Here is a 15752-nt window from a genome sequence, read left to right as displayed (position 1 = left end):
CAGACCTGCCGGGCGGCTGCCTGGCGGCGTGAAATGCCTGTTGAGGGGCGCATTCGGTCTACCGAATGCGCCCCTTACGCCCTTGCGGGCGTGGGGGGACCCCCACCTCACTCATTCGGGTGAGAAAAGCAGACGATTTACCTGAACGGGCACGAACGATCGACAGAATCGATCCGGCCGCGGGGGGCCGTGGGGGATCCGCCGAACAGGACCGAGGGGGCCGACGGCATGATCCGTATCAGGGCGTGGCGCGCTCCTCGCGCGGACGCGCCGTGGGTGCGCCGGACGTTCATCCTCGCCTGCGCCGCCGCAGTCGTCACCTGGGAGCTGACCTGCCCTCCGGCCGTGCACGACCGGCTGCTGCCCCGGGTCGCCACCTGCGTGGCCTTCCTGCTGATCGCCACCGCGGTCGCGCTGTGCATTCGGCACTGTCTGCTGGGGGAGTTGCGGCGCACGCAGGAGATCTCCGGCGCGGTGCAGCGGGTCCTGCTGCGTCCGCTGCCGGCCCGGCTCGAAGGGCTGGCCGTCGCCGCGGGCCAGCTCTCCGCGAGCCGTGGCGCGGCGGTCGGCGGGGACCTGTACGAGGCCGTCGCCACCCCGCACGGCGTCCGTATCGTCATCGGAGACGTCCGCGGGCACGGGATCGACGCGCTGGGCGCGGTCGCCGCTGTGCTCGGCAGCTTCCGCGAGGCCGCGTACGACGAGCCCGGTCTGCCGGGGGTGCTGCGCCGGATGGAGCGGGCCCTGCACCGGCATCTGCGGGAGCGGGCCCGCGCCGAGCATCCGGCGGCCGGCGGCGCGGAGCCGGACAGTCCGGTCGCCGAGGAGTTCGTGACCGTACTGCTGCTGGAGATCGGCCCGGACGGCGAAGTCCTGGCCCTGAACTGCGGGCATCCGTGGCCGTACCGGCTGCGGGGGAGTGCCGAAGTGCTGGCCGGCGCCGACCCGTTGCCGCCGCTGGGGGCCTTCCCCCTGCCGGACGACATTCCCGTACAGCTGCGCACCCGGTTGCTGCCGGGCGAGGCACTGTTCCTGCACACCGACGGCGCCGAGGACGCCCGCGACCGGGCGGGGGAGTATTTCCCGTTGCGCGGCGCGCTGGCCGAGGCCGCTCTCGGCCCGGTATCGCCTGCGGGCCTGGTCGCAGACGTGCACGCCGCGCTGTTGCGTCACACCGGAGGGCGGCTCGCCGACGATGTCGCCCTGCTGGTCCTGCGCAACGACCGCCGCCGGGTGCCCGCGCAGCCGGGTGGGCCCGCGGTGCGCCGGGCGCCGACTCCCCATGGAGCCTGAACAGCGACGGCCTGACGGGCGCCGTCCGCCCTGCCGCGGAGTGTCGGGCAGACAGCAGGACAGACGACGCGGAAGCGGGCCGCCGCACTGTACGAGGGGGAGCCGGCGGCCCGGCCACCTCTTTCGAGGCGTTTCAGTCAACCGGTCCGCGCCCCGGCCCGGCAGAGCGCGCGGCGCATTTATGCGGGCATTGCGTTCACACCCCGTGCGAATCGCACTCCACTACGCTGGTGCCACCGAGCCATCGGAGGGGCCCGTGCAGCCCAACACCCTGCTCGACGCCCTGCTCGACGAGGCGGGCATCTCGCGGGCGGGCCTCGCTGCCCGTGTGAACCAGGCGGGCCGGGCGAGAGGACTCGCGCTGCGGTACGAACACACGGCCGTGGCCCGCTGGATCAAGGGCCAGCGGCCGCGCGGCCAGGTACCGGACCTCATCTGCGAGGTGCTCTCGGCCCGGCTGCACCGCACGGTGACCCTCGACGACATCGGCCTCGGCGTCCCGGGCGGGCCGGCCGAGCCGCACGGCTCGCCGCTGAACGGGTTCGTCGACCGCGCCACCGCCCTGTGGCGCTCGGACGAGCAGCAGCGCCCGCACGTACTCGGCGCCCCGGCCGTCACCGGGACACCCGCGGTGATGCCCGTATGGGAGTGGGAGAACCCGCCCGAGGACGTGGACGTCTCCCGGTCCGGGCAGACGCACGTGAGCATGGCGGACATCGAGATGCTCCGCGCGGCCCGGGCGCACTACGAGTTGATGTACCGCAGAGCCGGCGGCATCGCGACGCGCTCGCGCATCGTCGGCTTCCTCAACGCGGAGACGGCGCCGCTGCTGCGCGGCAGCTACACCGACCGGATGGGCCGTCAACTGCACCGGGCGACGGGAGGACTGGTCGCGGTGGCCGGCATCTGTGCGTACGACTCGGACGCCCACGGGCTGGCCCAGCGCTACTTCCACCAGGCGCTGCGGCTGGCGAAGGCGAGCGGCGACCGGGGGCTCGGCGCGTACGTCATCGCCCTGCTGGTCAACCAGTCGCTCTTCATGCGCGAGTACCGGCAGGCGGTGGCCTTCGCGGAGGCGGCGCTGCGGACGGCGGGGCAGCAGATCACCCCGGCGCTGGCCTGCGACCTGTACGCGATGCAGGCCAAGGCGTACGCGCATCTCGGCGACGGCGGCAGCGCGATGTCCTGCATCCGGAACGCGGAGGCGGCGGCGGAGCGGATCCGCCGCGACCACGAGCCGGACGAGACGGGTTACGTACAGCCCGGCCTGGTCAATGTGCAGGTGGCCGAGGCCCTGTTGAGCCTCGGGGACCTGCCGGCCGCGCGTGAGCACGCGACGGCGGCCGTGGACTGCCCGGCGCACGACCGGGGCCGGGTCCACCGGCTCGCCATGCTGTCCCGTATCGAACTGCGTCAGGGGGAGGCCGACCGTGCGGTACGGACCGCGGCCGAAATGGCCGAACGGGCCAGGGGGATGGAGTCGCAGCGGCTCCGGGACCGGTTGCGCGCCGTGCGCGAGGAGCTGGTCGCCAGCGGCTGCGCCGGGGCCGGTGAGACGGCCGAACTGATCGACGGGGCGCTGCGCGTTCCCCTCTGAGCGCGCACCTGCTGCGATGTTGCTACCTACTTGTCGGAAGGTGGCAGAACTGTGCAGTGGACGAACCTGAGCGAACAAACTGTTTATAAGAACCGCTGGTTCAGGGTGAACCTCGCGGACGTCGAACTCCCCGACGGCCGCCACCTGGACCACTTCCTCATCAGGCTGCGCCCCGTCGCCGTGGCAACGGCCGTCAACGAGGCCAACGAGGTACTGCTGCTCTGGCGGCACCGGTTCATCACCGACAGCTGGGGCTGGGAGCTCGCCGCCGGCGTCGTGGAGGACGGCGAGGACATCGAGGCCGCGGCCGCCCGCGAGATGGAGGAGGAGACGGGCTGGCGCCCCGGCCCGCTCCACCACCTCATGACCGTCGAGCCGTCGAACGGACTCACCGACGCCCGCCACCATCTCTTCTGGTCCGAGGAGGCGACGTACACCGGCCATCCGCAGGACGACTTCGAGTCGTCCCGCCGCGAATGGGTCCCGCTCAAACTGGTCCCCGACATGGTCGCCCGCGGCGAGATACCGGCCGCCAACATGGCGGCCGGCCTGCTGCTGTTACACCATCTGCGGCTGAGCCAGGAGCTGTCCGGTGCCTAGGAGTACGGGTAGAAGCCCGAGCCTGTCTTGCGGCCCAGCCGCCCCGCGTCGACCATCCGCTGCAGCAGCGGCGGAGCGGCGTACAGCGGCTCCTTGAACTCGGCGTACATCGAGTCCGCGACCGAGGCGACCGTGTCCAGGCCGATCAGGTCGGCGAGCTTCAGCGGACCCATCGGGTGGGCGCAGCCGAGCTCCATGCCGTTGTCGATGTCCTCGCGGCTCGCGATGCCCGACTCGAACATCCGGATCGCGGAGAGGAGGTACGGGATCAGCAGGGCGTTGACGACGAAGCCCGAGCGGTCCTGGGCGCGGATCGCGTGCTTGCCCAGCATGTTCTGCACCAGGGCCTCGGAGCGCTTGATCGTCTCCTCGCCGGTGGTCAGCGCCGGGATCAGCTCGACCAGCTTCTGCACCGGGGCCGGGTTGAAGAAGTGGATGCCGATGACCTGGTCGGGGCGGGAGGTCGCGACCGCCAGCTTGACCAGCGGGATGGAGGAGGTGTTCGAGGCGAGGATCGCGTCCTGCCGGGTCACCACCTGGTCGAGGATCTGGAAGATCTCGGTCTTGACCTGCTCGTTCTCGACCACGGCCTCGATCACGAGGTCGCGGTCGGCGAACTCCCCGAGGTCGGTGGTGAAGCTGAGGCGGGCGAGCGTCGCGTCGCGCTCCTCCTCGGTGATCTTGCCGCGTTCGGCGGCCTTCGAGAGGGAGTTGTACAGCCGGGTCCGGCCGATCTCAAGGGCCTCGCCCGTGGTCTCGGCGACCTTGACGTCCAGGCCGCTGCGGGCGCAGACTTCCGCGATGCCCGCGCCCATCTGGCCGCAGCCCACTACTCCGACGCGTTCGATGTCGGTCACATCGTGCCTTTCGCTGATCATCCAGCGGGTCCCCCGTGTGATTCCGGCGCCCGCCTCGGCCCTTGACGTTACTCCGCGCCTCCGGGCGGGCGGCGGGCCGGGGCGGGCATGCTGTCCGCAGAGGAGTCCTCGTCACTGTGCGAACAGGGGGCGTCACATGAAGCAATCGCGATGCGTAGGGCGAAGGGGACTGATCGTGGCCGTGGCCGGGGCCCTGTCCTGTCTGATGACGGCGGCAGACGCCGCCGCGGCCCGGCCCCGGCAGGCCGCGGCCCCACCCCCATTCCGCGCGATGTGGCTGGCGTGCATCGGGAACCGGGACTGGCCCTCCCGCGCCGGACTCGGCGCCGATCAGCAGCGGGCCGAACTGCTCGGGCACCTCGACACAGCGGTCGCCCGCCGGCTGAACGCCGTGATCCTCCAGGTGCGGCCGTCGGCCGACTCGCTCTGGCCGTCCCCGTACGAGCCCTGGGCCGAGTGCCTCACCGGCGAACAGGGCGTGGATCCCGGCTGGGACCCTCTCGGTACGGCGGTGACCGAGGCGCATCGGCGGGGTCTCGAACTGCATGCCTGGTTCAACCCGTACCGGGTCGCGAACCACACCGACCTCTCGCGGCTGGCCGACTGGCATCCCGCCCGGGTCAACGAGGGCTGGGCCGTCCGGTACGGCGGCAAGCTCTTCTACAACCCCGGGCTGCCGGAGGTCAGGCGCTTTGTCCAGGACGCGATGCTCGACGCCGTCCGGCGCTACGCGATCGACGCGGTCCACTGGGACGACTACTTCTACCCGTATCCGGTCGCGGGCCAGACCTTCGACGACGACGAGGCCTACGCCCTGCACGGCGGCGACTTTCCCGACCGGGCCGCCTGGCGCCGCCACAACACCGACCTGCTGGTCCTGGAAACCTGCGGCCGTGTCAAGGACGTACGCAAGGACGTCCGCTTCGGCATCAGCCCGTTCGGGGTCTGGCGGAACGTGTCCACGGATCCCCTGGGTTCGGACACCGCCAGTCTCCAGACGTACGACGCCCTGTACGCCGATACCCGCAAATGGGTCAAGGAGGGCTGGATCGACTACGTCGTGCCCCAGCTCTACTGGCACATCGGCCACTCGGCCGCCGACTACGCCAAGCTGCTGCCGTGGTGGTCCCAGACCGTGCGGGGCACAGAAGTCAGCCTCTACATCGGCGAGGCGCTCTACAAGGCGGGCGACCCGAATCAGCCGTCCGCCTGGCAGGACCCGGCCGAACTCTCCAGCCATCTCACGCTGGGCGCGCGGTACCCGGAGGTCGGCGGCCACGCCTTCTTCTCAGCGAAGGAGGTCGCGGCGGACCGGATCGGGGCCATGGCCAGGGTCGTCGCCGACCACTACCGGGCCCCGGCCGGTCCGTCGCGCTGAGCTACTCGCCGAAGCCGGCGCCCTTGTAGTGCTTCACCATCGAGTCGGGCCCGGGGGACATGATCGACTCGTGGCCGTCCTCGGCGCGGACCTTGAACGGCGGCGTGCCGTCCGGCCCCAGGACCTCGACGATTTCCACGACGCGGTCGTGCTGTCCCACGACCCTGCCGTGCACCACCAGCTTGTCGCCCTTTTCCGCATGCATCGAGACGTCCTCCCTGTGCGTAAACCGGCCGTCAGGTCGAGTCTAGGGCCGCTGGTGTGATCTGCATCATGGTCAGCCTCGGGCTCGCTGCGTAACGGCGATGCAGACCAGTACGGCGACCGCGGCCACCGGCGCGGCGGGGGAGAGGGATTCGCCCAGCAGCAGTACCGACCAGACGAGGGTCAGCAGCGGCTGGGCGAGCTGGAGCTGGCTGGCCCGGACCACGCCGATCTCCGCCATGCCCCGGTACCAGACGTACAGGCCGAAGAAGGTCGATCCGGCCAGCCACAGCAGCCCCACGATGCCCTGGGCCGACAGCCGCACCGGCTCGAACGACAGGGCCGCCACCGCGCCGGCCAGCGCGAGCGGCAGGCAGAGAATCAGCGCCCAGCCGATGACCTGCCAGCCGGGCATCACCCGCGCGAGCCTGCCGCCCTCGGTGTATCCGGCGGCGCAGACCAGAAGCGCGCCGAACAGGTACCCGTCGCCGGCCGAGAGCGCGCCTCCGCTCTGCTGGACGGTGAAGCCGATGACCACGCCGGCCCCGGCCACGGCGGCCAGCCAGAACGTACGGGAGGGGCGGGCCCCGGTGCGTACCGCCGAGAAGGCGGCCGTCGTCAGCGGCAGCAGGCCGACGACCACTGCCGCGTGCGAGGTGGTGGAGGTGGTGAGCGCGAGGGTGGTCAGCAGCGGGAAGCCCACGACCACCCCGCCGCCGACGACCGCGAGGCCGGCCCAGTGCCGCCGGTCGGGGACCGGGACGCGCAAGGCCAGCAGAAAGCCGCCCGCGAGGAGTGCGGCGAGCAGGCTGCGTACGGCGACGAGCGACCACGGGCCGAAGCTCTCCAGCCCCCAGGCGGTGGAGGGGAACGTGAGCGAGAAGGCGACCACACCCAGTCCGGCGAGAAGGGTTCCACTCTTGCGGGTTCCACTCGGGAGGGGGCCGCTGCGGGGTCCGTTGCTGCGGGATCCGCTGCCGACTGCTATCGGGTTGGTGGGAGTAGCGCTATCCTGTGCTGTCATGTATGAGCGTAGCAGTGTCGTGCAACTGGCGAGTTCGCTGCGGAGCGAGCTGAACCGCTACTCTCCGGGTGGAAAGCTGCCGTCGAGTCGAGCCCTGGTGGAGCGCTACCGGGTGAGCCCCGTGACCGTCTCCCGGGCGCTGGCCCAGCTCGCCGCCGAGGGCCTGGTGGTCACCCGCCCCGGCGCCGGTGCCTTCCGGGCGCAGCCCCGTACGGACGTCCCCGCCACCGGAGACACCTCCTGGCAGGAGGTCACCCTCAGCGCCGACGCGGCCGAGGAGCGGGTCCCGCGCGCGGTCGAAGCGGCCGGACTGCTGGTCACCCTGGCCGCCCCGCCCACCGGGGTGATCGAGTTCAACGGCGGCTACCTGCATCCGTCGCTCCAGCCCGAGCGTGCGATGGCCGCCGCCCTCGCCCGGGCCGGCCGCCGGCCCGGCGCCTGGGGGCGACCGCCCGTCGACGGCCTCCCCGAGCTGCGCGAATGGTTCGCCCGCGAGATCGGCGGCACGGTCACCGCCGCCGAAGTGCTGGTCACCGCCGGCGGCCAGAGCGCGCTGACCACCGCGCTGCGCGCGCTGGCCCCGCCCGGAGCGCCCGTCCTCGTCGAATCCCCCACCTACCCCGGAATGCTGGCGATCGCCCGCGCCTCGGGCCTGCGGCCGGTACCGGTCCCGGCCGACGCCGACGGCGTACGTACGGACCTGCTGGCCGCCGCCTTCCGGGCCACCGGCGCCCGGCTCTTCGTATGCCAGCCGCTCTTCCAGAACCCGACGGGTGCCGTGCTCGCCGCCGACCGCCGCGCCGAGGTGGTGCGGATCGCCCGCGAAGCCGGCGCCTTCGTCGTCGAGGACGACTTCGCGCGCCGGCTGGCACACGAGGACGCGGGCCCGCTGCCCCGGCCGCTGGCCGCCGACGACCCCGACGGAGTCGTCGTGCACGTCTGCTCGCTCACCAAGGCCACCTCGCCGAGCCTGCGGGTGGGGGCGCTCGCGGCTCGTGGCCCCGTGCTGGAACGGCTGCGCTCCATCCAGGTCGTCGACAGCTTCTTCGTCCCCCGCCCGCTTCAGGAGGCCGCCCTCGAACTCGTCGGATCGCCCGCCTGGAGCCGACATCTGCGCACGGTCGCCGCAGAGCTGAAGAACCGCCGCGACGCGCTGGCCGCCGCGCTGCGGCCGGCGATCCCCGCGCTCACCCTGCCGCGCATCCCGTCCGGCGGCCACCACCTGTGGGTGCGCCTCCCCGACGGCTCAGACGAGGCGGCCGTCGTCGCGGGCGCGCTGCGGGCGGGAGTCGCCGTCGCCCCCGGCCGGCCGTACTTCAGCGCGGAACCGCCGGCCGGACATCTGCGGCTGAGCTTCGCGGCGGTGGCCGGGTCGGCGGAAATCGCCGAAGGAGTGCGCCGGCTGCAAATCGCTTGTACGCAAACCCTGCGGCCCGCAAGCTTCCCCTCATGAACGACACCGTGACCCAGGACTACGACATCTCCACCGACCCGGACCGGCTGGACACCGACCTCGTCCACCACTGGCTCTCCACCGACGCGTACTGGGCGCTCGGCCGCCCCCGGGAGAAGCACGACGCCGCGGTCGCCGCCTCGGTCAACTTCGGCCTGTACGACGCGGCCTCGTGCGCCCAACTGGCGTACGCCCGGGTCGTCACCGATCACGCGATCTTCGCGTGGCTGTGCGATGTGTACGTCGCCCCGGCCGCCCGCGGCAGGGGTCTCGGCACCGCACTCGTCACCGCGGTCCGGGACCATTTCGCCCCCGCCGGACTGCGCCGCATGCTGCTCGCGACGGACGACGCGCACGGCGTCTACGAGAAGATCGGTTTCCAGCGGATCGACGACCCCGAGAAGTGGATGGCCCTGAGTCTTCTGTGACTCCTGAGTTCCTTCTTGACCTGCGGGGCTGAACGGCCTCACGATCGCCGCATGCATGTTCGGGTCACGCTGATCGCCGCAGCCCGCAGCGCCGCGCTGCTGGCCGAGCGATTCGACGACGACCGGCCGCTCGACCAGGCCGGCTGGCACGAGGTGCAGCTCGCCGCGCACGGGCTGATCTCGCTCGGCGCGGCGGAGCTGCGGTACTGCTCGCCCACCCCACGCAGCCGCGCCACCGGCCAGGCACTCGGTTTCGCGCCCATGGCCCAGCCGGCGCTGCGCGAGTGCGACATGGGCCGCTGGCGCGGCCTGACCCTGGGCGAGGTCACGGCCCATGAGCCGGAGGCGGTCGACGCCTGGCTCGCCGACCCGCGCTCGGCGCCGCACGGAGGTGAGTCGCTGCTGGCCTTCATCTCCCGGATCGGCGGCTGGCTGGACACCCGCCCGGCCGACGACGGCGGCACGATCGTCGCCGTGGCCGAGCCCTCGGTCGTCCGGGCGGCCCTGGTGTACGCCCTGAAAGCGTCCCCGTCGACGTACTGGAACGTCGACGTCCGCCCGCTGTCAACGGTCACCCTGGCGGGGTGGTCGGGACGCTGGAGCCTGCGACTGGAGTCGGCGGCCCTCTAAGCGGCCTTACGATCACGCCCCTACGAAGGCGACGGCCACGGGCCGGCCTGCGGGGCCCCAGGCCCAACGGGCCGACCGAACCCTCGTGGGCCGTCACCGCCACCGTGCTGTTCCTGCGCAGTGTCGTGCAGGCCGCCTGCACGGCCAAGCCGGTCGTGCGGCGCGCGAACTCGCCCCGGCGGCCACCCGTATCGCAACCGCCGCCGACTTGCCGGAAGCGGACGACACGGCCGCCCTGCTGCGCGCCTTGTGGGAGCGTATCGCCGACGCCGACGCCGACGCCGACGCCGACGCCGACGCCGCCGACGCCGCCGACCGCGACGGGAGCCGGCAGCCGGTCACGTCCAGCGACTCGGCCGCCTCCTCGATCCGCCGCGCCTGAGCGACCTCCGTCTACCAGCCGTCGAAGGCCTCCGACCGGATGGCCGAGCTCGCGTCGTACGCCACCTGGAAGTCGCCCTCGTCCGACCATCCGAGCGGGATGTCCTCCCCGTTGATCACCCGGCGGAACCATGCGCGCTCCACCTCGGCCATGTGCCGTACCAGGAGAGCCCCGGTCTTCATCGCCAGCCTCGCGCGGTTAGTCGAGGAAGGCGCGCAGCATCTCCCGCTCTCCCGCGATCAGGGGCGGGCCGATCCGCTGGACGCTCACTGCTGATTCCCTTCCACTGCTCAGCGCTGCCGAGGCGGGCGTGCGCCAGCGCAGACAGGACCGCCCCGGCCGGCAGGGCTGCCGGCCGGGGCGGATCAACTGTGGCTCCCGGGTCAGCCGAGGGTCGCGAGCGCCTGGTTGAAGGTCGCCGACGGACGCATGACGGCCGCGGCCTTGGACACGTCAGGCTGGTAGTAGCCGCCGATCTCGGCCGGCGAGCCCTGCACCGCGATCAGCTCGTCGACGATGGTCTGCTCCTGCTGCGACAGTGTCTTGGCGAGGGCGTCGAACGCCTTCGCGAGCTGAGCGTCGTCGGTCTGCTTCGCCAGCTCCTGCGCCCAGTAGAGCGAAAGGTAGAAGTGGCTGCCACGGTTGTCGATGCCACCCAGCTTGCGGCTCGGCGACTTGTCCTCGTTGAGGAACGTGCCCGTCGCGCGGTCGAGGGTGTCGGCGAGGACCTGGGCGCGCGCGTTGCCGGTGGTCTGCGCGAGGTGCTCGAAGCTGACCGCGAGGGCGAGGAACTCGCCCAGGCTGTCCCAGCGCAGGTAGTTCTCCTTGACGAGCTGCTGGACGTGCTTCGGCGCGGAGCCGCCGGCACCCGTCTCGAACAGTCCGCCACCGTTCATGAGCGGGACGACGGAGAGCATCTTCGCGCTCGTGCCGAGCTCGAGGATCGGGAACAGGTCGGTCAGGTAGTCGCGCAGCACGTTGCCGGTGACCGAGATCGTGTCCTCGCCCCGGCGGATGCGCTCGAGGGAGAACGCGATCGCCTCGGCCGGCGCCATGATCTCGATCTGCAGCCCGTCGGTGTCGTGCTCGGCGAGGTAGGTCTTCACCTTCGCGATCAGGCTGGCGTCGTGTGCCCGGCCCTCGTCGAGCCAGAACACCGCCGGGTCGCCGGTCGCGCGGGCGCGGGTGACGGCGAGCTTGACCCAGTCCTGGATCGGCAGGTCCTTGGTCTGGCACATGCGCCACACGTCGCCGGCGCTCACGGCGTGCTCGAGCACGACGTTGCCGCCGCCGTCGACGACCCGCACCGTGCCCGTGGTGGGAATCTCGAAGGTCTTGTCGTGGCTGCCGTACTCCTCGGCCTTCTGTGCCATCAGGCCGACGTTCGGCACCGAGCCCATCGTCGACGGGTCGTAGGCGCCGTTCGCGCGGCAGTCGTCGATGACGACCTGGTAGATGCCGGCGTAGCTGCTGTCGGGGATGACCGCGAGGGTGTCGGCCTCCTGGCCGTCCGGGCCCCACATGTGACCGGAGGTGCGGATCATGGCCGGCATGGAGGCATCGACGATGACATCGCTCGGAACGTGGAGATTGGTGATGCCCCGGTCGGAGTCGACCATCGCCAGCGCGGGACCGTCAGCCAGCTCGGCCTCGAAGGACGCCTTGATCTCCGCGCCCTCGGGCAGCGACTCCAGGCCCTTGAGGATGCCGCCGAGTCCGTCGTTCGGGGTCAGGCCGGCCGCGGCGAGCGCCTCGCCGTGCGCGGCGAACGTCTTCGGGAAGAAGGCCCGCACCACGTGGCCGAAGACGATCGGGTCGGAGACCTTCATCATCGTGGCCTTCAGGTGCACCGAGAACAGCACGCCCTCGGCCTTGGCGCGGGCAACCTGTGCGGTGAGGAACTCACGCAGCACCGCCACCCGCATCACCGACGCGTCCACGACCTCGCCCGCGAGCACGGGCACCGACTCACGCAGGACGGTGGTGCTGCCGTCGTCCCCCGCCAGTTCGATACGCAGGGTGCCGGCCTTGGCGATGACCACTGACTTCTCGGTGGAGCGGAAGTCGTCGGCCGTCATGTGCGCGACGTTCGTCTTCGAGTCGGACGTCCACGCGCCCATCCGGTGCGGGTGCGCCTTGGCGTAGTTCTTCACCGAGGCGGGGGCCCGGCGGTCGGAGTTGCCCTCGCGCAGCACAGGGTTGACGGCGCTGCCCTTGACCTTGTCGTAGCGCGCGCGGACATCCCAGTCCCCGTCGGTCTTCGGGTCGTCCGGGTAGTCCGGCAGCGCGTAGCCCTGCTGCTGCAGCTCGGCGATCGCCGCCTTCAGCTGCGGAATCGAGGCCGAGATGTTCGGCAGCTTGATGATGTTCGCCCCGGGAGTCTTTGCCAGCTCACCGAGCTCGGCGAGCGCGTCATCGATCCGCTGGCTCTCCTCGAGGCGCTCTGGGAAGCCGGCGATGATCCGCCCGGCCAGCGAGATGTCACGGCTCTCCACAGTGACCCCGGCCGTCGAGGCATACGCCTCGACCACAGGCAGGAACGAATAGGTCGCCAGGGCCGGCGCCTCGTCGGTGTGCGTATAGATGATGGTCGAGTCAGTCACCGGGTGCTCCGCTCCACGTCTGCAACATTGCTCGACATCAAGATATCTCGTCATCCCCCCACTCTCGACAGGGCCCTTGTGACCGAGCCCTTGGACATCAGATCGGTGACTTGCGCGGCGGCGGCAACCGTCTCGTAGTCCGAGGTATGGACGCGCGCGAGACAGCGTTCCAAAAGGCATACGGCCACGCCGTCCGCTGGTCGGCGAGCCTGCCCGATCGCCGGGTTCCCGCCCGCGCTTCGGTCGAGGAGATCGTGCGCGCGCTCGGTGTCGAGCTGCCCGACGGTCCCAGCGCGCCCGCAGATGTCATCGACCTGCTGGTCACGACCTGCGAGCCTGGGCTCCCACGTATGTGCGAGGCCGGGCTACGACCGACGGCGAGGCTTGCCGCGCTTGCCGCCCTTGGGGCCGCCGGAACCGCTCCGTGGGCTCTTGCCGGTCGACTTGCCGGCTGCGGGCGTCCGCCGTGCGCCGCGTGTATCGGGGCGCTTGCTCTTCGGCTGTGCCGGGGTCGGGCGACCCCGTGAGCTGTTGACGGTCCGCCCGCGGACGATCCCGATGAACTGCTCCACCAGATCCGTGGTTTCGTCCTGCGGCCACGACAGCGCGATGCGCGACTCGGGCGCGTCCGAGACCGGCCGATACGTGAGGTCCTTGCGGTGGTGCAGGCGGGCGAGTGACTGCGGGACGACGAGTAGTCCCACTCCTGCCGCCACCAGTTCGACGGCGTCCGCAGTCGTGGCCGGGCGCACGTTCGCGGGCCGTCCCGGCCGACGCTCCCATTCGAGGGTGTCGTCGAGGGGATGCAGCACGATGTCGTCGGCAAGATCCTCAGCGGATACCTCGTCGACCGCCGCCACGACGTGGTCTTTCGGGACCACGACCACCGTCGTCTCGGTGTAGAGGGGGATCGCGCTGAGCTCCGTCCGGTCGATCGGCAATCGCACGAAACCCGCGTCGGCGCCGCCACCCCGCAACATGTCGGAGGCTTCGGCGGCGGAGACCGCGGTGAGGGTCAGTGGAACTTCGGGCAGCCGCTCGTTCCAGATCCGCACCCACTTGGTCGGCGTCACACCCGGGACATACGCGAGCCGGAACGAGGGAGGTACATCCGAGCCTGTCACTCCGCCAGGTTACCGGCCCTGGTCGGAGGTAGCGCACACGCTCGATACTCTTGACACCATGACGTCGCACCAGACCGCCCAGACGATGAAGCCCGCGACCGCGGCAAAGAAGCTGGGTGTGTACCTCGAGGCCACCCCCGCCGAGTTCCAGGAGGGTGTCGTCTCGCGCACCGAGCTGAGTGCGCTGCAGGCCGATCCGCCCGAGTGGCTGCAGGAGCTGCGACGCAACGGCCCGCATCCCCGGCCGGTGGTCGCGGCGAAGCTGGGCATCTCCATCGCAGGTCTCGCGCGTGGCGGAGTCACGGACGCCCTCACCACGGAGCAGATCGACGCGTTGAAGCGGGACAGTCCCGAGTGGCTGCAGAAGGAACGCGCCACCCAGGCCGAGGTCCGGAAGGAAGCGGTGCGCATCAAGGAGAAGAACGCGGCGCGAGGCGATCAACCCCGTCGACCGCGGTCCTGACCGAATGGCGAAGGCCCCTCCGCGGAGGGGCCTTCGCCATTCGGCGAAGCAGCCGATCTGGAACGGCCGGTTGTCGGCGAGCGGCTCGGTGCGGATGAGCGTACTGCCGGCCGGGGGCCCGCCCTTCGGGGAGGGCCGAGCCGGGGCTCAGGCCGCGAACCCCAGTACCGCCGGGCACGCCGGGCCGGTCCGGGGCGGCGCGCGGGTTTACCGTCGGCGGCGTGGACGGTGATCGCCCAGGGTGGCGCCAGTGTTTGCTCAGCGGGGCGGTGTTCTCCGTGTGTATGGCCGGCACCACGCTGCCGACCCCCCTCTACGGCCTCTACCAGGAGAAGTTCGGGTTCTCCGAGCTGACGGTGACCGTCGTGTACGCCGTGTACGCCTTCGGGGTCATCGGCGTGCTGCTGCTGGCGGGCAACGCCTCCGACGCCGTGGGCAGGCGGCCGGTGCTGATGTCGGGCCTGGGATTCGCGGCGGCGAGCGCCGTCTGCTTCCTGTGCGCCACCGGGCTGGGCTGGCTGTATGTGGGGCGGCTGCTGTCGGGACTGTCCGCCGGCCTGTTCACCGGGGCCGCCACGGCGTACGTGATGGAGTTGGCACCGTACGGCGGCTCCTCCCGGGCCACGTTCGTGGCGACGGCCGCCAACATGGGCGGGCTGGGCTGCGGTCCGCTGCTCGCCGGAGTGCTCGCGCAGTACGCCGCCTGGCCGCTGTACCTGCCGTTCGCCGTGCACCTCGCACTGGTGGCCGGCTCGGCCGCCGTCCTGCTGCGGCTTCCGGAGACCGTACGGGAGCTGCGGCCGCTGAGCACCGTACGGCCGCAGCGGCCCGGCCTGCCCACGCAGGTGCGGGCGGTGTTCGGGCCTGCGGCGATCGCCTCGTTCGTGGGGTTCGCACTGTTCGGGGTGTTCACGTCGGTCAGCCCGGCGTTCCTTGCGCAGTCCCTGGACGTGGACAACCACGCCGTGAGCGGGCTGGTCGTCGCACTGGCCTTCTTCGCCTCGACCGCCGGGCAGCTGGCGGTCGGCCGGGTCGGGTTGGGGCGATCGCTGCCGCTGGGCTGCGCCGGGCTCCTCGCCGGGCTGGCGCTGCTCGCGGGCGCGCTGCGGTGGGACCTGCTGCCGCTGGTGGTGCTGAGCGCGCTCGTCGGCGGGGGCGGGCAGGGGCTGGCGTTTCGCGGGGCGCTGTCCGCGGTGGCCGAGGCGTCTCCCGCGGACCGGCGCGCGGCGGTGATCTCGACGCTGTTCGTGGTGGCCTACGCGGGTATCTCGGTGCCGGTGATCGGTGTGGGGGTACTGGCGGGTCCGATCGGCCTGGAGGGTGCGGGGCTGGTGTTCATCGCGTGCATGGCCGTCCTGGTCTCGACCGCGGCCGTCTACCTGCTCCGGCGGCCGGTACGGGCCAGGGCGTAAGCGCGTACGGACGCGGTGACCCCGGACGGCTGTGACTTAGCGCTTCAGTTGGCCCTCTAGCGCTTGAGTTGGCCCTGCTGAGCGCCAGGTTGGCCCGGCATGATGGCGATCATGCGCCGAGGACGCCGAAAACGAATAGGTGGTTCGTTAACGGCACCCGGACCTTAAGTGGTGTCGTCGCCGACGCGCTCGGTGTCGTGCATGCGTTTGGCGAGCTCCGCCCAGCGCTCGTGCGCGCGGCGACGAACTGCATGAGAACGGCCGCGCTCTCGACGGCGTTCGA

Annotated in this window: 15 protein-coding genes and 1 pseudogene; 10 read left to right on the top strand and 6 right to left on the bottom strand. The window is 71.5% G+C overall.

Translation table 11 applies throughout. The features are described from left to right. The first annotated feature begins 228 nt into the window (after positions 1-228). From NLX86_RS03050 to NLX86_RS03040, 3 genes are all read left to right on the top strand, one after another. Positions 229-1293 carry a PP2C family protein-serine/threonine phosphatase gene (locus NLX86_RS03050; protein WP_254369979.1) on the top strand — a complete coding sequence of 355 codons (1065 nt, stop codon included), beginning with the start codon at positions 229-231 and terminating at the stop codon, positions 1291-1293. Positions 1294-1549: 256 nt separating this feature from the next. Next, the gene (locus tag NLX86_RS03045) at positions 1550-2890 is read left to right on the top strand and encodes a transcriptional regulator (protein WP_254369978.1); all 1341 of its coding nucleotides are present in this window, start codon (positions 1550-1552) and stop codon (positions 2888-2890) included. A gap of 51 nt (positions 2891-2941) precedes the next feature. Next, positions 2942-3490 carry an NUDIX hydrolase gene (locus NLX86_RS03040; RefSeq protein WP_254369977.1) on the top strand — a complete coding sequence of 183 codons (549 nt, stop codon included), beginning with the start codon at positions 2942-2944 and terminating at the stop codon, positions 3488-3490. On the opposite strand, the gene NLX86_RS03035 is transcribed toward NLX86_RS03040, so the two are convergent. Continuing rightward, positions 3487-4347 (bottom strand): 3-hydroxybutyryl-CoA dehydrogenase, encoded by an 861-nt coding sequence (locus tag NLX86_RS03035; protein WP_254370086.1) that lies wholly within the window; start codon positions 4345-4347, stop codon positions 3487-3489. The two genes, NLX86_RS03040 and NLX86_RS03035, sit on opposite strands and share 4 nt — an antisense overlap. Before the next feature lie 157 nt (positions 4348-4504). Between NLX86_RS03035 and NLX86_RS03030 the strand changes: the two genes are divergently transcribed. Beyond that, complete coding sequence (locus NLX86_RS03030; protein WP_254369976.1) at positions 4505-5746, top strand: glycoside hydrolase family 10 protein; 1242 nt, start codon at positions 4505-4507, stop codon at positions 5744-5746. Position 5747: 1 nt separating this feature from the next. Here NLX86_RS03030 and NLX86_RS03025 read toward each other — a convergent pair whose 3' ends face one another. Next, positions 5748-5951: a DUF1918 domain-containing protein gene (locus NLX86_RS03025; RefSeq protein WP_254369975.1), complete on the bottom strand. Its 204-nt coding sequence runs from the start codon at positions 5949-5951 to the stop codon at positions 5748-5750. Positions 5952-6023: 72 nt separating this feature from the next. Continuing rightward, on the bottom strand, positions 6024-6974 hold the full coding sequence (locus NLX86_RS03020) for a DMT family transporter (RefSeq protein ID WP_254369974.1): 951 nt from the start codon (positions 6972-6974) through the stop codon (positions 6024-6026). On the opposite strand from NLX86_RS03020, the gene NLX86_RS03015 reads away from it, so the two are divergent. From NLX86_RS03015 to NLX86_RS03000, 4 genes are all read left to right on the top strand, one after another. Further along, positions 6973-8427, top strand: coding sequence for a PLP-dependent aminotransferase family protein (locus NLX86_RS03015; RefSeq protein ID WP_254369973.1), 1455 nt, complete (start codon positions 6973-6975; stop codon positions 8425-8427). The two genes, NLX86_RS03020 and NLX86_RS03015, sit on opposite strands and share 2 nt — an antisense overlap. Continuing rightward, on the top strand, positions 8424-8855 hold the full coding sequence (locus NLX86_RS03010; RefSeq protein ID WP_254369972.1) for a GNAT family N-acetyltransferase: 432 nt from the start codon (positions 8424-8426) through the stop codon (positions 8853-8855). Before NLX86_RS03015 ends, NLX86_RS03010 begins: the two co-directional genes overlap by 4 nt. Positions 8856-8906: 51 nt before the next feature. Beyond that, positions 8907-9485 carry a histidine phosphatase family protein gene (locus NLX86_RS03005; protein WP_254369971.1) on the top strand — a complete coding sequence of 193 codons (579 nt, stop codon included), beginning with the start codon at positions 8907-8909 and terminating at the stop codon, positions 9483-9485. Positions 9486-9693: 208 nt separating this feature from the next. Beyond that, complete coding sequence (locus NLX86_RS03000; RefSeq protein WP_254369970.1) at positions 9694-9867, top strand: hypothetical protein; 174 nt, start codon at positions 9694-9696, stop codon at positions 9865-9867. Between the two features lie 14 nt (positions 9868-9881). On the opposite strand, the pseudogene NLX86_RS02995 reads toward NLX86_RS03000, so the two are convergent. The 3 genes and pseudogenes from NLX86_RS02995 to NLX86_RS02985 all read right to left on the bottom strand — a co-directional run. Next, positions 9882-10137 (bottom strand): annotated as a pseudogene (locus NLX86_RS02995) (DUF664 domain-containing protein); the annotation flags it as partial. 113 nt (positions 10138-10250) lie between these two features. After that, positions 10251-12470, bottom strand: coding sequence for an NADP-dependent isocitrate dehydrogenase (locus NLX86_RS02990; protein WP_254369969.1), 2220 nt, complete (start codon positions 12468-12470; stop codon positions 10251-10253). A gap of 365 nt (positions 12471-12835) precedes the next feature. Beyond that, positions 12836-13594 carry a LysR substrate-binding domain-containing protein gene (locus NLX86_RS02985; RefSeq protein ID WP_254369968.1) on the bottom strand — a complete coding sequence of 253 codons (759 nt, stop codon included), beginning with the start codon at positions 13592-13594 and terminating at the stop codon, positions 12836-12838. Between the two features lie 58 nt (positions 13595-13652). Between NLX86_RS02985 and NLX86_RS02980 the strand changes: the two genes are divergently transcribed. Continuing rightward, positions 13653-14057: a DUF5997 family protein gene (locus NLX86_RS02980; protein WP_254369967.1), complete on the top strand. Its 405-nt coding sequence runs from the start codon at positions 13653-13655 to the stop codon at positions 14055-14057. A gap of 221 nt (positions 14058-14278) precedes the next feature. Beyond that, positions 14279-15469, top strand: a complete 1191-nt coding sequence (locus tag NLX86_RS02975; RefSeq protein WP_254369966.1) for an MFS transporter — start codon at positions 14279-14281, stop codon at positions 15467-15469. Positions 15470-15752 lie beyond the last annotated feature (283 nt).

It is taken from the genome of Streptomyces sp. A3M-1-3, assembly GCF_024213665.1.
Classification (GTDB): domain Bacteria; phylum Actinomycetota; class Actinomycetes; order Streptomycetales; family Streptomycetaceae; genus Streptomyces.
Note: the sequence above shows the minus strand (reverse complement) of the source record. Positions and strands in the feature narration are given on the sequence as shown.

Coding starts and splice junctions, on each gene's coding strand:
- NLX86_RS03050 (WP_254369979.1), top strand. CDS start 229: ATGATCCGTATCAGGGCGTGGCGCGCTCCTCGCGCGGACGCGCCGTGG.
- NLX86_RS03020 (WP_254369974.1), bottom strand. CDS start 6,974: ATGACAGCACAGGATAGCGCTACTCCCACCAACCCGATAGCAGTCGGC.
- NLX86_RS03025 (WP_254369975.1), bottom strand. CDS start 5,951: ATGCATGCGGAAAAGGGCGACAAGCTGGTGGTGCACGGCAGGGTCGTG.
- NLX86_RS03030 (WP_254369976.1), top strand. CDS start 4,505: ATGAAGCAATCGCGATGCGTAGGGCGAAGGGGACTGATCGTGGCCGTG.
- NLX86_RS02980 (WP_254369967.1), top strand. CDS start 13,653: ATGACGTCGCACCAGACCGCCCAGACGATGAAGCCCGCGACCGCGGCA.
- NLX86_RS03010 (WP_254369972.1), top strand. CDS start 8,424: ATGAACGACACCGTGACCCAGGACTACGACATCTCCACCGACCCGGAC.
- NLX86_RS03015 (WP_254369973.1), top strand. CDS start 6,973: ATGTATGAGCGTAGCAGTGTCGTGCAACTGGCGAGTTCGCTGCGGAGC.
- NLX86_RS03005 (WP_254369971.1), top strand. CDS start 8,907: ATGCATGTTCGGGTCACGCTGATCGCCGCAGCCCGCAGCGCCGCGCTG.